11 protein-coding genes are annotated in these 14,096 nt (G+C 73.0%); 5 read left to right on the top strand and 6 right to left on the bottom strand.

All coding sequences use genetic code 11. The annotated features are described in order from the left end of the window. Window positions 1–71: 71 nt before the first annotated feature. From OKJ99_RS30625 to OKJ99_RS30615, 3 genes are all read right to left on the bottom strand, one after another. A complete protein-coding gene (locus OKJ99_RS30625) occupies window positions 72–848 on the bottom strand; it encodes an SDR family NAD(P)-dependent oxidoreductase (RefSeq protein WP_326021186.1) in 777 nt (258 codons plus the stop codon). Between the two features lie 90 nt (window positions 849–938). Next, window positions 939–1,745 (bottom strand): Fpg/Nei family DNA glycosylase, encoded by an 807-nt coding sequence (locus OKJ99_RS30620; RefSeq protein WP_326021185.1) that lies wholly within the window; start codon window positions 1,743–1,745, stop codon window positions 939–941. A 61-nt stretch (window positions 1,746–1,806) separates the two neighbouring features. Beyond that, the gene (locus OKJ99_RS30615) at window positions 1,807–6,654 is read right to left on the bottom strand and encodes an ATP-dependent helicase (protein ID WP_326021184.1); all 4,848 of its coding nucleotides are present in this window, start codon (window positions 6,652–6,654) and stop codon (window positions 1,807–1,809) included. A gap of 88 nt (window positions 6,655–6,742) precedes the next feature. On the opposite strand from OKJ99_RS30615, the gene OKJ99_RS30610 reads away from it, so the two are divergent. The 3 genes from OKJ99_RS30610 to OKJ99_RS30600 are packed head-to-tail and all read left to right on the top strand — an operon-like array spanning window position 6,743 to window position 8,765. Continuing rightward, window positions 6,743–7,759, top strand: a complete 1,017-nt coding sequence (locus OKJ99_RS30610; RefSeq protein WP_326021183.1) for an AraC family transcriptional regulator — start codon at window positions 6,743–6,745, stop codon at window positions 7,757–7,759. After that, window positions 7,693–8,460, top strand: coding sequence for an AzlC family ABC transporter permease (locus OKJ99_RS30605; protein ID WP_326021182.1), 768 nt, complete (start codon window positions 7,693–7,695; stop codon window positions 8,458–8,460). The genes OKJ99_RS30610 and OKJ99_RS30605 overlap by 67 nt, the downstream gene beginning before the upstream one ends. Continuing rightward, the gene (locus tag OKJ99_RS30600; protein WP_326021181.1) at window positions 8,457–8,765 is read left to right on the top strand and encodes an AzlD domain-containing protein; all 309 of its coding nucleotides are present in this window, start codon (window positions 8,457–8,459) and stop codon (window positions 8,763–8,765) included. Before OKJ99_RS30605 ends, OKJ99_RS30600 begins: the two co-directional genes overlap by 4 nt. Here OKJ99_RS30600 and OKJ99_RS30595 read toward each other — a convergent pair. Then, a complete protein-coding gene (locus OKJ99_RS30595) occupies window positions 8,755–10,053 on the bottom strand; it encodes an MFS transporter (RefSeq protein WP_326021180.1) in 1,299 nt (432 codons plus the stop codon). The two genes, OKJ99_RS30600 and OKJ99_RS30595, sit on opposite strands and share 11 nt — an antisense overlap. Next, window positions 10,044–11,447: an alkyl sulfatase dimerization domain-containing protein gene (locus OKJ99_RS30590; RefSeq protein WP_326021179.1), complete on the bottom strand. Its 1,404-nt coding sequence runs from the start codon at window positions 11,445–11,447 to the stop codon at window positions 10,044–10,046. The genes OKJ99_RS30595 and OKJ99_RS30590 overlap by 10 nt, the downstream gene beginning before the upstream one ends. A 154-nt stretch (window positions 11,448–11,601) precedes the next feature. Here OKJ99_RS30590 and OKJ99_RS30585 point away from each other — a divergent pair, with 154 nt between their 5' ends. Continuing rightward, window positions 11,602–12,780, top strand: coding sequence for a PucR family transcriptional regulator (locus OKJ99_RS30585; RefSeq protein WP_326021178.1), 1,179 nt, complete (start codon window positions 11,602–11,604; stop codon window positions 12,778–12,780). Window positions 12,781–12,846: 66 nt separating this feature from the next. Here the strand turns inward: OKJ99_RS30585 and OKJ99_RS30580 are convergent, their stop codons facing one another. After that, the gene (locus OKJ99_RS30580; RefSeq protein WP_326021177.1) at window positions 12,847–13,797 is read right to left on the bottom strand and encodes a hypothetical protein; all 951 of its coding nucleotides are present in this window, start codon (window positions 13,795–13,797) and stop codon (window positions 12,847–12,849) included. Between the two features lie 79 nt (window positions 13,798–13,876). Here OKJ99_RS30580 and OKJ99_RS30575 point away from each other — a divergent pair, with 79 nt between their 5' ends. Continuing rightward, on the top strand, window positions 13,877–14,071 hold the full coding sequence (locus OKJ99_RS30575; RefSeq protein WP_326021176.1) for a DUF3046 domain-containing protein: 195 nt from the start codon (window positions 13,877–13,879) through the stop codon (window positions 14,069–14,071). Window positions 14,072–14,096: the final 25 nt, after the last annotated feature.

The following is a 14,096-nucleotide window of genomic DNA, read 5'->3' as shown; positions in this document are numbered from 1 at the left end:
GCACGGCGCGCGGCGTGTGCGGAAACGAGCCGTGCGCGCCGGGCGCGAGGCCGCCGGTGGGCTGTGGCGGGTCACCAGGGCATGGCGACGCCCCCGTTCGGGCGGAGGATCTGGCCCGTCGTGAACGAGGCGGCGTCCGAGGCGAGATGCAGTACCGCGTGCGCGATGTCCGCCGCCTCGCCGACCCGGCCGAGCGGCGACATGCGCACCATCAGGGCCTCGGTGTGGGCCTGCGCGCTCTCGTCGTGGCGGGTCGTCATCGGCGTACGGATCCACCCCGGTGCCACCGCGTTGACGCGGATGCCGTGCGAGCCGATCTCCGTGGCGAGCGTCTTCGTGAGCTGGACGACGGCGGCCTTGGCCGCGCCGTAGCAGAGCAGCCCCGGGCCGCCGGTGTCGACCGCGCCGGAGGCCATGGTGACGATGCTGCCGCGGGTGCCGGCCGCGATCATGGTGCGGGCCGCCTCCTGGCACGCGTACAGGACGCCCTTGAAGTTGATGGAGAGGACGCGGTCCAGGTCCTCTTCGCGGGTCTCCAGGACCGTGCTGTTGTGCATGACTCCGGCGATGGCGGCCATGATGTCGAGGCCGCCGGAGGTGGTGGCCGCGCTCGCGACGGCTTCCGCGATCTGCGCGTGATCGGCCACGTCGACGGTGTGGGTGTGGGCCGTTCCGCCGCTCTCCTTGATGAGGGCCGCCGTCTCGTGCAGGCCCTGTGCGTCGCGGTCCGCGCAGTGGACGGTGGCTCCCGCCTGCGCGAGGAGCGTCGCCGACGCGCGGCCGATGCCGCTCGCCGCGCCGGTGACGAATGCGGTGCGTCCGGTGAGGTCGTACGCAGTGAGGGGCATGCAGGGACCGTACGAGGTTGTCTGACGGGGCGTCAATTGTCGTGCGGTGGTTGTGTTCTGCGGCCGTGCGGGGGTGATGTGTGGGGTCGGCTACGCCGTGGGAGCCGGGCCCTGTTGGCAGTGTGGGCACCAGTACGTGGGGCGTTCGCGGGAGCCGTCGCCCTGGTCGGCCGTGCGGATGGGGGTGCGGCAGCGCAGGCAGGGGCGGTGGGAGCGGCCGTAGACGTAGAGGCGTTCGTCGGGGCGGGGGCGGCCGGTGGTGACGCGGGCCGGGCGGTCGCGGTTGGCCTCGAGCAGCTTCTTCGCGAGGAGCGGGAGACGGTCGGCGGCCTCGGCGGGCAGCTCGCCGACGGGCAGCCACGGGGTGACGCGTAGGAGGAAGCAGAGCTCGGACTTGTAGATGTTTCCGATGCCCGCAAGGTTGCGCTGGTCGAGGAGGGCCTCGCCGAGGGGACGGGCGGGCTCGCCGAGGACGTTGCGCCGCGCGGTGTCCGGGTCCCAGTCCGGGCCGAGGAGGTCCGGCCCCAGGTGGCCGACGGCCTTGAACTCCTCAGTGGTGCGCAGCAGTTCCAGGACCGGCAGCCGGTAGCCGACCGCGGTGCGGGTCTCGGTGCCGAGGATCGCGCGGATCTGGTGGGACGGACCGCCGCGCCAGCGCTCGCCTGGCGCGTAGACCTTCCACGAGCCGTCCATCCGCAGGTGTGAGTGCAGGGTGAGGCCGCCCTCGATCCGGGTCAGCAGATGCTTGCCGCGCGGGGTGACGTCCACGACCGCGCGCCCGGTGAGGTCTGCCGTGGCGTACCGGGGGACACGCAGGTCGGAGCGGGTGAGTACCTGGCCCGCCAGGGCGCTGTGCAGCCGCTTCGCCGCCTGAGCGACCGTGTCTCCTTCGGGCATGGCGTCCAGGGTAGGACGGGCCGCGATGTGGCGGGGCCGCGACGCGAGGGGGCGGGCAGCCTCACGCGCGCAGGCGCAGGCCGCGCGGCGTCGCGTGGAATCCGGCTCCTTCCAGGAGAGGGGCGTACGGGGAGGTGAGCGCCGGCTCCGCGTTGACGCGCTCGACCGTGATGGTGCCGAGGGCGCCGGAGCGGGCCGCCTCGGCGAGCGCCTGCGCGGCGGCGGGCACGCGGGGGTCCTCAGCGAGCTGGGCGGGGGTGAGGGCAGGGGCCGGGGTGCGCGCTCCGGCCGCGGTGCCGGCCGCTTCGGAAGCGGGGGTGGCATGGGCCGGGGTGGCCTGGGCCGGGTCGGACGCGGACCAGGCCAGGAGGGTCTTGCCGCCGCGCTCCATGTAGAGCGTCAGCTCGCCGTCGACCAGGACCACCAGGGAGCCCGCCTTGCGGCCCGGCTTGTGCCCGGGCTTCTGGCCCGCGCCGGTGGGGGGATCGGGCCAGGGCAGAGCGGCCCCGTACGCGTTGGCCGGGTCGGCCGCTGCCAGGACGAGGGCGCGGGGCGCGGCGGTTCTGCTCTTGCCGGTGGGGGCGTCGATCGGGGCGTACGGGTCCGGGGGTGCGGCGCCGCGCTCCTGCGCGTTCGCCGCCGCGCGCAGGCGGTCCACGGCGCCGTCCACCGCGAACTGGGCCGCGCCGAGCCCCTCCACCACGTAGCCACGCCGTGCCTGGCCGCTCTCCTCGAAGACGGCCAGGACCCGGTACGTCGCCGAGAACCCGCCCTCGACACCTTCGGCGGCCACCGCTCCCCGGGTGACGACTCCGTGCCGGTCGAGGAGGGTGCGGGCCAGGGTGTGGGCGCGCACGGTCGGGTCGGGTTCCTGGCAGGGCAGCAGCGACCAGCGTCCCGCGACCGTGGGCGGACCGGTGCGTGACGTGGGGCGGGCCCCCGCGGTGAGGCCTCCGTAGCGGCCGCGCGGTACGGCTCTGCGGGCCCGGTGCGCGGTGGAGCCCGCGGTGCGGCCGGAGCCGAGGACGGCGCGCATCGGGGCCAGCGTGTCGTTCGTGAGGCGGCCCGACCAGGCCAGCTCCCAGAGCGCGTCGGCCAGTTGGGGATCGGTGAACTCGAAGGGGGCGCCCCGCCGGCTCTCGAGACCCTGGGGGAGGGGGGCGGCGCGGACCTGGTCGGCGATCTGGCGGAAGAACAGGCCGTAGCCGCCGGAGAGTGCGTCCAGGACCGACTGGTGGAGTGGGGTGAGCTCCAAGGGGTGCGGGGGCGGGAGGAGCAGCGGGGCCGTGTCGGCGAGGTAGAGGCTCACCCAGCCGTCCTTGCCGGGCAGCGATCCCGCGCCGGCCCACAAGACCTCGCCTGATGCCGTGAGTTCGTCGAGGAGCGCGGGCGCGTAGCCGGAGACGCGCGAGGGCAGGACGAGCTTCTCCAGGGCGGAGGCGGGTACCGAGGCGCCCTGGAGCTGTTCGACCGCCCGGACCAGGCCGTCGACCCCGCGCAGGCCGTGCCCGCCCACGTGCTGCCACTGGGGCAGGAACTGGGCGAGCGCCGCGGGCGGCACCGGCTCCAACTCATGGCGCAGCGCGGCCAGCGAGCGGCGGCGCAGCCTGCGCAGGACCGTGGCGTCGCACCACTCCTGGCCGATGCCCGCCGGGTGGAACTCGCCCTGGACGACTCGGCCATTGGCGGCCAGGCGCTGGAGCGCGCCCTCCGTGACCGCGGCGCCGAGGCCGAAGCGGGCCGCCGCCTGCACGGAGGTGAACGGGCCGTGTGTGCGGGCGTATCGGGCCAGGAGGTCGCCGAGCGGGTCCTTGACCGGCTCCGTGAAGGCTTCCGGGACGCCGACCGGAAGCGCCGTGCCCAGGGCGTCGCGCAGGCGGCCCGCGTCCTCGATCGCCGCCCAGTGCTCGGTGCCCGCGATCCGCACGCGGATGGCGCGCCGGGCGCCCGCCAGGCTCTCGGCCCAGCCGGGCGCGGCGCCCCGCTCGGCCAACTCCTCGTCCGTGAGCGGTCCGAGGATGCGCAGCAGGTCCGCGACGCCTTCTTCGTCCTTGACGCGACGGTCCTCCGTGCGCCACTGCAGCTCCTGCTCCAGGTCGGCAAGGACCTCCGCGTCGAGCAGCTCGCGCAGCTCGGCCTGGCCGAGGAGCTCGGCGAGCAGGCGGGAGTCCAGCGACAGTGCGGCCGCGCGGCGCTCGGCCAGCGGGGAGTCGCCCTCGTACAGGAACTGCGCCACGTAACCGAACAGCAGCGAGCGGGCGAAGGGGGAGGCCTCCGGGGTGGTGACCTCGACGAGGCGGACCTTGCGGGACTCGATGTCGCCCATCAGCTCGGCGAGGCCCGGTACGTCGAAGACGTCCTGGAGGCACTCGCGGACCGCTTCCAGGACGATGGGGAACGAGCCGAACTCGCTCGCGACCTGGAGCAGTTGGGACGCGCGCTGGCGCTGCTGCCACAGAGGGGTGCGCTTGCCGGGGCTGCGGCGGGGCAGCAGCAGCGCGCGGGCGGCGCACTCGCGAAAGCGCGAGGCGAACAGGGCGGAGCCGCCCACCTGGTCGGTGACGATCTGGTCCACGTCACCCTTGTCGAAGGCGACGTCGGCGGCTCCGATGGGGGCCTGCTCGTCGTCGTACTCCATGCCCGGCTTGGCGGGTTCCTGGTCGAGGAGGTCCAGGCCCATCAGGTCGGCGTCCGGCAGGCGCAGCACGATGCCGTCGTCGGCGTGCATCACCTGGGCGTCCATGCCGTACTTCTCGCTGAGCCGGGCGCCGAGGGCGAGCGCCCACGGAGCGTGCACCTGGGCGCCGAACGGGGAGTGGACGACGACGCGCCAGTCGCCCAGCTCGTCCCGGAACCGCTCGACCACGATCGTGCGGTCGTCGGGGATGTGGCCGCAGGCCTCGCGCTGCTCGGCGAGATACGAGAGGACGTTGTTCGCGGCCCACTCGTCGAGCCCCGCCGCGGTGAGGCGCACGCGCGCGTCGTCGGGCTTCTGGGAGCCGACCTCGCGCAGGAACGCGCCCAGCGCACGGCCCAGCTCGAGCGGGCGGCCCAGCTGGTCGCCCTTCCAGAAGGGGAGGCGGCCGGGGACTCCGGGGGCGGGCGAGACGAGGACGCGGTCGCGCGTGATGTCCTCGATGCGCCAGGAGCTGGTGCCGAGTGTGAACACGTCCCCGACCCGGGACTCGTAGACCATCTCCTCGTCGAGCTCTCCGACGCGGCCGCCGCCCTTCTTGGGGTCGGCTCCCGCGAGGAAGACTCCGAAGAGGCCGCGGTCGGGGATCGTGCCTCCGGAGGTGACGGCGAGGCGCTGCGCTCCGGGACGGCCCGTGACGGTGCCGGCGACGCGGTCCCAGACGACGCGCGGCCGCAGCTCGGCGAAGGCGTCGGAGGGGTAGCGGCCCGCCAGCATGTCGAGCACGCCCGTGAACGCGGACTCGGGCAGCGAGGCGAACGGGGCGGCGCGGCGGACCAGCGCCAGCAGGTCGTCGACCTGCCAGGTGTCCAGGGCCGTCATCGCGACCAACTGCTGGGCGAGCACATCCAGCGGGTTCGCCGGGAGGCGCAGGGATTCGATGGCGCCTGAACGCATCCGCTCGGTCACGACCGCCGACTGCACCAGGTCACCGCGGTACTTCGGGAACACGACACCCGTGGAAACCGCGCCCACCTGGTGGCCCGCACGGCCCACGCGCTGCAGCCCCGAGGCGACGGACGGAGGCGACTCCACCTGGACGACGAGGTCGACCGCGCCCATGTCGATGCCCAGCTCCAGGCTCGACGTGGCGACCACGGCGGGCAGCCGACCTGCCTTCAGGTCCTCCTCGACCAGCGCGCGCTGCTCCTTGGAGACCGAGCCGTGGTGGGCGCGCGCGATGATCGGCGGAGCACCCTTCGCGGCGCCCGATTCCGCCATCAACTCGGCCGGGGAGTGGTCCTCGGGAAGGGGCTCGCCAGTGGCGCGCTCGTAGGCGATCTCATTGAGGCGGTTGCACAATCGCTCGGCCAGACGGCGGGAGTTGGCGAACACGATCGTCGAGCGATGGGCCTCGATCAGGTCCGCGATCCGCTCCTCCACGGAAGGCCAGATCGAGGGGCGCTCGGCTCCCTGGTCGGAATCGGCCACCGGGGAGCCTCCGAGCTCGCCGAGATCCTCCACGGGGACGACCACCGACAGGTCGAACTCCTTGCCGGACGGCGGCTGGACGACCTCCACCCGGCGCTGCGGCGAGAGATAGCGCGCCACCTCGTCGACCGGCCGGACCGTCGCGGACAGGCCGATGCGGCGGGCCGGGCGGGGCAGCAGTTCGTCGAGCCGCTCCAGGGAGAGGGCCAGATGGGCGCCGCGCTTGGTGCCCGCCACCGCGTGCACCTCGTCGAGGATCACCGTGTCGATGCCCGTCAGCGCGTCGCGCGTGGCCGACGTCAGCATCAGGAACAGCGACTCGGGGGTCGTGATGAGGATGTCCGGCGGGCGCGTGGCGAGCGCGCGGCGCTCGGCGGGCGGGGTGTCGCCCGAGCGGATGCCGACCTTCACCTCGGGCTCGGGCAGACCCAGGCGGACGGCCTCCTGGCGGATGCCGGTGAGCGGGCTGCGCAGATTGCGCTCCACGTCCACCGCGAGGGCCTTCATCGGGGACACGTACAGGACCCGGCAGCGCTTCTTCGGGTCGGCCGGAGGGGGTGTCGACGCGAGCTGGTCGAGCGCCGCGAGGAACGCGGCGAGCGTCTTGCCCGAGCCCGTGGGCGCGACGACCAGGACGTCCGAGCCCTCGCCGATCGCCTTCCACGCACCCGCCTGCGCGGCTGTGGGCGCGGAGAAGGCCCCCGTGAACCAACCGCGGGTCGCGGGGGAGAAGCCACTGAGGGCCTGCGAGGCGCTGTGGGCCCCTTGCCTGGACCTGACCATGCCCCCATCCTGCACCCCACCACTGACAATGGCGGTGACCTGCGGAAACGGGTGGTTCGTCGCGGGTGGCCTGACGCAGAATGGGGATATGGCACGGACAGCGGGGACGGGCGAATGGGCGCGGCACTGGCGGTACGAGCGGCTGCCGGGCCTCGACCTGCTGCGGGCCAATTACGTCCGGCATACCTTCCCGCGGCACAGCCACGACGGCTTCGTGTTCGGCGCGGTCACGCGTGGCGTCGAGGCGGTCGGCCTGCCCGACGGGACGTTGCACGCGGGTCCTGGCAGCGTCGTCATGCTCAATCCCGAAGTGGCACACACGGCGCGGGCTGCTGGGCCGGACGGCTGGGCGTACGCCACGCTCTATCCGTCGGCGGAAGTCGTCGCCGAGATCGCCGCGGAGACCGGCACGGTGCGCGGAACCGCGGTCTTCGGTGAACCGATCGTCGACGATCCGCAGGCCTCACAGATGATCAACGAGGTGCACCGGGCCGCGGAGCAGGGCAACGCGCTGGCCGCCGACAGCCTCCTCAGGCTCGTGCTCGCCCGGCTGCTGCGGGCCCACGGGTCCTCCCTCGCGGCGCGGCCCCGGCGGTCCGCGGGGGCCACGGCCGCGGACCGTGCGCGCGAAGTCCTCGAGGAGCGTCTGACGGACCCGCCGTCCCTGGAAGCCCTCGCGGCCGAGCTCGGCACCGGTCCCTTCGCGCTGCTGCGGGCCTTTCGCGACGCGTACGGGATGCCACCGCACACCTGGCTCACCAACGCGCGGGTGCGTGAGGCACGGCGGCTCCTGGAGGCGGGGACGGCGCCCGCTGATGCCGCCGTGGCCCTCGGCTTCACCGACCAGCCGCACCTGAACCGGCACTTCACCCGGATCGTCGGGGTGCCGCCGGGCGCCTACCAGCGCGAGCGCAAGAACGTACAAGAACAGGACCCGTCCCTCCTCGTACCGTGCGAGGCGTGGCAGACAATCCAACATCCACAGACATACGTAGAGCAGAGGCCGACCCTCCCGAGCCCGGGTGGTCGACCGAGCCGTTGCTCGAGTCCGAGTCCGAGTCCGAGTCCGAGTCCGAGTCCGAGACCGGGCAGGCCGGCGCGGTAGGCAAGCCGGACTCCGCCGTCGTCCGGGACGCGCTCGGTGTCGGCGTCGCAGTAGGCCTTTCCGGATTCGCCTTCGGAGTGACCTCGGCGGGGAGCGGGCTCAGCGTGCTGCAGACCTGCGCGCTCAGCCTCCTTGTCTTCACGGGGGCGTCGCAGTTCGCGCTCGTCGGGGCGCTCGCGGCCGGCGGCAACCCGCTCACCGCCGCCGCGGGAGCGTTCTTCCTGGGCGTGCGCAACGCGTTCTACGGACTGCGCCTGTCCCAACTGCTCGCACTCCCACGCGCGGTGCGGCCGTTCGCCGCGCACTGGGTCATCGACGAGACATCGGCCGTCGCGCTGGCGCAGCCGACGCGGCGCAGCGTGCGGCTCGGTTTCACCGTCACCGGACTGACCCTGTACGTGCTGTGGAACCTCACCACGCTGCTCGGCGCCCTGGGTGCCTCGGCCATCGGTGACACCGACGCCTGGGGGCTCGACGCGGCCGGGCCCGCGGTGTTCCTGGCGCTGCTCGCGCCGATGCTGAAGTCCACTACGGAGCGGACCGTCGCGGGCCTCGCCGTGCTGCTGGGCCTCGGCCTGCTTCCCGTGCTGCCGGCAGGGGTGCCGGTGCTCGTGGCCGCCCTCGCGGCCCCGGCCGCACTCTACGTAGAGGGGCGCCGCCGCGGCACGGCGCCCAACGCACCACAAGGAGAAGACCGGTGAACGTCTGGATCGCCATCGCGGTCACCGCGGTCGGCTGCTACTCCGTGAAACTGATCGGTCTGCTGGTGCCCGCGGGCGCCCTGGAACGACCCGTGGTGAAGCGCCTCTCGGCGCTGCTCCCGGTCGCCCTGCTGGCCGCCCTCACGGCCCAGCAGACATTCGCGGACGGGCGCGCGCTGGTCCTCGACGCAAGGGCGGCCGGGCTCGCCGCGGCCGCCGTCGCGCTCGTTCTGCGGGCGCCGTTCCTGGTCGTGGTCGCGGTGGCCGTGGTGGTCACCGCGGGAGTGCGGGCGCTTACGGGGTGACCTGGTGCGCGGGAAGGGCGGCCGGGGTCTCCGGGACGCCGAGCTGCCCCGCCGTGCGCTCAGGGCGGCAGAAGACGGCCGCGAGGACACCGCCCGCCACCTGGAGAGCCGCGGTCAGCAGCCAACCGTGCTCATAGCCCGCCGACACGGTGGCCGCGCCGTCCACCAAGCGCCCCAGGACGAGCGGCGAGACGATGCCTCCGAGGGCGTACACACACGTCAAGACGCCCAGAACCGTGCCCCGTTGGGCCGGAGGTGCGATACGGGAGCAGGCCGTCACCGCGACCGTGAGCATCACCATGGCGAGCGCCATCGGCCCCAGCATCATCGGTACCTTCACGGCTTGCGATTCGGACAGGCCGAACAGCGCGGTCGCGCAGCCCGAGAGCGCGACAAGGAGGCCCGCACCCGCGCCTACCGGGAGGCGGGGCGGCGTGCCCTTCAGGGCCGAGCGTCGCGCCAGAAAGCCGTGCACCAGGAGGACGGCACCGTGGGCGACGGCCCCCGCGCCGACCATGGTGCTCGCCTGGTGCAGATCCCAGCCCATGACGTTCTCCATGTAGTCCGGCGCCCAGGTGAGCGTCGCACTCATCGACCAGTACGCCGCGAACGACCCGAAGGCCGCGGTCAGGAACGTGGGCGACAACAGGACACGGCGCAGCGGCACCGTGAGGCTGTCCTGTGGCGTCTTCCCCGCCTCCTTGCCGACGCTCGGGGCCAGGGGGCCCTCCTTGCCCCACAGGAGCCACAGAGCCGCCCAGACGAGGCCGACCAGGCCCACCGCGCCGAACGACCAGCGCCAGCCCCAGTGGGTGATCACCCAGCTCAGCGCGGGCGCGGCCACCGCGACCCCGGCCGCGGCGCCGACGAGCAGCAGCGCGGTCGGCAGCGCCCGCTCGCGCTGCGGAAACCAGCCGTGCACGTGATGCATCGCGACCGGCGACGCCGGCCCCTCGGCGGCGCCCAGCAGGACGCGCGTGACGACCAGCGCGCCGAAGCCTGCCGCGCCCCACAGCATCGGCAGCTGCGCCGCCGACCACAGCAGGGCGAGCCCCAGGAGCAACGGCGTCGTGCGTACCCGCTTCGTGAGGGCCGAGACGCCGAGGGCCGCGACCGAGAACAGCGCGAAGAACGCCGACTGCGCGGTGCCGAACTCCTGGCGGCTGATGCCGAAGTCCGCCCGGATCTCGGGACCCGCGAGCCCCAGGACCGCCTTGTCCGCGAAGTTCACCACCATGAAGGCGAGCAGCAGCCATGTGGTGCGCCATGCCCCGCGCATCAGCAGCATCCGTCCTCGTCGTCGACCACGCCGACGCTGATCGCGCCCCCGGCCCGCTTGCGGCCTTCGGGAGAGCGCGTCAACTCCGTGGCCACATCCGTGCCTTCGGCCACCGCGGCGGACTCGGCGGCGGCCCAGGCGAAGACCCCGCGCGACATGGTCGAGGTCTCCTTGCCCGCCCGCTGCGCGTACACCTCGGCACGCGCGCGTGCCACTTCGGTATCCGTGGGAGCCGCCAGGGCCGCCGTCTCCACCAGATGTGAGGCCAGCCGTGCGTCGCCCGCCGCGAGCAGTTCCCGTGCCCGCTCGGCCAGTGCCGCGGCGCCGCCCGCCGCGCGCGCGTACTCGGCCGCGACGGCCGCCTCCGGGGCGGGCTTGAGGTGGGCCGGGTTCTGGTCGTACCAGCCGCCCCACAGGCGCCACAGGTTCCGGACGACGAACTCCGGCTCGTCATAGGCGGGGTGGAGGTACGGGCGGGACAGGAGCTCTTCGGGGACCTTTACCTCGTGGATGACGGTGTCGAGCCGGTGACCCGCGTTCATCAGCTCCCGTGTCTGCTCGCAGAGCGACTCCAGGAAGCGCGCGGTGTCATCCAGGGCGCGGTTCACGCGTTCGACGCCCATGATGGGCACGCCGTGCCCCGGCAGCAGCAGCTCCGCGCCCAGCTCCTGCATGGAGCGCAGGGCCCGCGCCCAGTCCTCGGGGTAGCGCTGCACCTTCTGCGGGTTGCCGGCGTTCGGCGTGTTCCAGATGAACAGGTCGCCCGTGCACAGGGCCTTGAGTTCCGGCACCCATACGTAGGTGTGGTCGTCGGTCTCCCCGCGCGCGTGGACGAGCTCGAAGGTCAGCTCGCCGCGGCGGAACGTCAGCCGGTCCCGGTAGACGGTGTCCGGGTAGCGGTACGTGGTGGGCCACTCCAGGGAGGGCACGCCGAACTGCCGACGGTTGATCCACGAGTTGTAGCCGGCCGTCCGGATGTAGCGGTCGAAGCGGGCGGACACGGCCTCGTGCGCCACCACCTCGGGGCGTGCGGTGCCGGTGTTCTCCGCCTCCTGGTCGAAGGGGAACACTCCGAAGACGTGATCCACGTGCCCGTGCGTGTACACCACGGAGCGCACCTGGCCCGCTCCGAACCCCTTGACCGCCGTGTGCAGTCGTTCCGCCGTACGGAAGTCGCCCGAATCGACGAGCACCGCACCGTCACCGGTGTCGAAGACGGCCACGTTGGCGAAGGCGGGGAAGAAGCCCACACGGGGGCTCAGCCGCACCAGTTCGTCCCCCGTGTAGGCGCCCGAGAAGTGCGGGAGCAGCGTCTCCGACCCCTGCCAGACCCGGTCCGCGTAGGCGGCGTAGTCCACCAGCTTCCGCGAGGCTGTCTCCGGTGCGGTCTTGTGCTCGGTCATGGGCGCGGTTCCTCCGGGTAGGGGTGATTCCTCGGCGTTCCCCGAGTCAAGGCGCACAGGGAGGCCCGGAACAGCGCTTGGCGTCACATCCCGGTTGTCCTTGTGCTGTGACGCGTCACAATGGGGCGCCCTGTAGCCGATGTCGGGAGGCCCCGTGACGTTGTCCCCGGAAGCGCGTTCTCTCGCCGCGCGTTGCGAGCCGCGCGTCAACGAACTGGCGCGGCGCATGGCCAGGGAGGCCTTCGAGGAACTCCCCGGCTACGCGGAACTGCCGGACGACGTGAAGGACCTGGAGGTCGCGGCGACCGCGCGGTACGGCGTACGGCTGTTCCTGCGCCACGTCGGCGACCCGGACGCGCAGCAGCCCGGAAGTCACCGGCTGTTCCGCGAGAGGGCCGCTCAGCGCGCCGAGGAGGGCATGCCGCTGCACCTCCTGCTGCGCACACACGCGCTCGGCTCCTACGTCCTGTGGCGGGCGCTGCGCGAAGCGGCGGAGCCCGGCGACGAGGCGGCCCTCGTCGAACTCGTCGACCTCCTGCTGCGGGCCCAGCCCGGAGTCGTCGGATCGGTCGCCGAGACCTACCTGGACGAACGGTCCGCCCTTGAGGCCGAACAGCACGCGCAGCAGCGGTCGTTGGTGCGCGGGCTGCTCGACGGGATGGTCCCGCCCGGGCACGTGCTCCTCGACCAGCTCCGGCTTACGGGGCCCGCCCACGTGCTCGCACTCGGTACGGACGCGGCTCCCTCGGAGGGGCCCGTCGCGGTGCGCCGCAGGCTGCGCCGGCTGCAGAGCGTCCTGGACCGCACCTTCGGTGCGGAGGTGCTCACCCTCCTGGACGGCGACGGGGGACGGGTCGTCGTCCCGAAGGACTGCCCTCCGCCCGACGACCTGCCGCACCACCTGAGCCGGGCGAGCGGCCTGCCCGTACGGGTGGCCGCGGTGCGGGCGGACGGCCCCGAGCTCATACCCGACGCGGCCCGCACCGCGACCGAGGTCCTGCGCATCACGCGCGCGTGCGGCCTGCCACCGGGCCTGCACCGCCTTGACGACGTCCTGCTCGAGTACCACCTCTCCCGGCGCAACGAGAGCAGCCACCTCATCGCCGCCCTCCTCGACCCCGTCGCCGAGCGGCCGGAGCTCCTGGAGACACTCCGCACGCATCTGACCCACCAACAGGACCGCAGGGCGACCGCCGAAGCACTCGGCCTGCACCCGAACACGGTCGACAACCGGCTGGCGAAGATCGCCGAGTGGACCGGCATCGAACTGCCCTCACCGCGCGGCACGGCTCTGGCCATCGCGGCGCTGCTCCTGCGCGACGCGGATCGCTGAGGGGAACGCGGCACTACAGAGGGCCGTGCGACGACAACGGTGGCACTACAGACGGCAACGGTGGCACTACAAAGGACGTCCGTAAGCGCGCAGTGTGCGCAGTGCGTCGATGGTCACCATGGGGCGTGCCTCCATGGAGATCGTCGACGCCCACTGTCGCCAATTGATCGGCCAACCACCGTCCTCCTGCTGTTCGCTCACCAGGTGGTCGAGCGAACGGGCCATCTCCTCGTCGGTGAACCAGGAGCGGGCCAGCGACTCGGGCGCCTTGGCGAAGTCGTACGGGAAATGGTGCTCGTCCGGCGCGTAGCCGGGCGCGACCGGGTAGTCCTCCCTGCGCTCCGGATCGAGCACCGCGAGCCGCTGCTCGCGCACGAGGCGGCCGAGCCGGTCGGCGGCGACCCGCGCGCGCGGGCGGTCGGGTGCGCTGTCCAGGAAGGCGACCGCGGCCTGGACCTCGTACGGGTGGGACGTCTTCAGGGACTCGATGGCCGACCAGCAGAAGTCGGTCGCCCGGAACAGCCAGGCGTGCCACACCTCGTTGCGGTGCAGCAGGCCGACGACGGGCCCGGTGGCGAGCAACTCGCTCGGCGGGTCGTCCACGATCGGGATGAACGGGGCGCAGGGATAGCCGCGTTGGCTGGGATGCACCGCCGGAAGCGCGCCTTCCGGGGTGGAGACGGCTGTCAGGTAGCGGCACACGCGCTCCACGCGCTGACCCGAGCACCGCCCGATCGAGTCGAGGACGCGCAGCGCGTGCCCGGTGTGCAGGGGCTGGCTGACCGGACCTCGCAGGTCCGGTTCGAGGGCGTGCCCGTAGCCCTCGTCCTCGTTGCGGTACGCGCTCAGCGCCGTCTCGACGGCGTCGGCCGCCGTGGGGGAGCCATCCAGGAAGTGATAGGCGAAGCGGCGCTGCTCAAGGATGCGTGCGGTCAGCCAGATGAATGTCTCGGCACGGGAGAGCGGGGAGCGTGCCGGGGGCGACGGGGGGAGTGGGGAAGCTCCGGTTTCGGCCATGCACCGACCGTAGGACGGAAAGCGTTCTCGACAAGCCTCCCGAGCACGGCTGCACTCTCAGGGGCGGGATACTGGACGCATGCGGTTGACGGTCTTCTGGCAGCGAATGACGGATCACTTCGGATCCGGTTACGCCGACACATTCGCGCGTGATCATGTGATGGCGGGGCTCGGCGGGCGAACGGTCCACCAGGCGCTCGACGTGGGCTGGGAGGCCAAGGACGTCTGGCGTGTCGTGTGCACAGCGATGGACGTACCGGACGAGAAGCGCTGAAGAGTGACGGAACGGGGGCGGCCGA

The sequence above is a fragment of the Streptomyces endophyticus genome (assembly GCF_035798155.1).
In the GTDB taxonomy this organism is placed as follows: domain Bacteria; phylum Actinomycetota; class Actinomycetes; order Streptomycetales; family Streptomycetaceae; genus Streptomyces; species Streptomyces endophyticus.
This window is presented reverse-complemented; position numbering and strand designations above follow the sequence as displayed.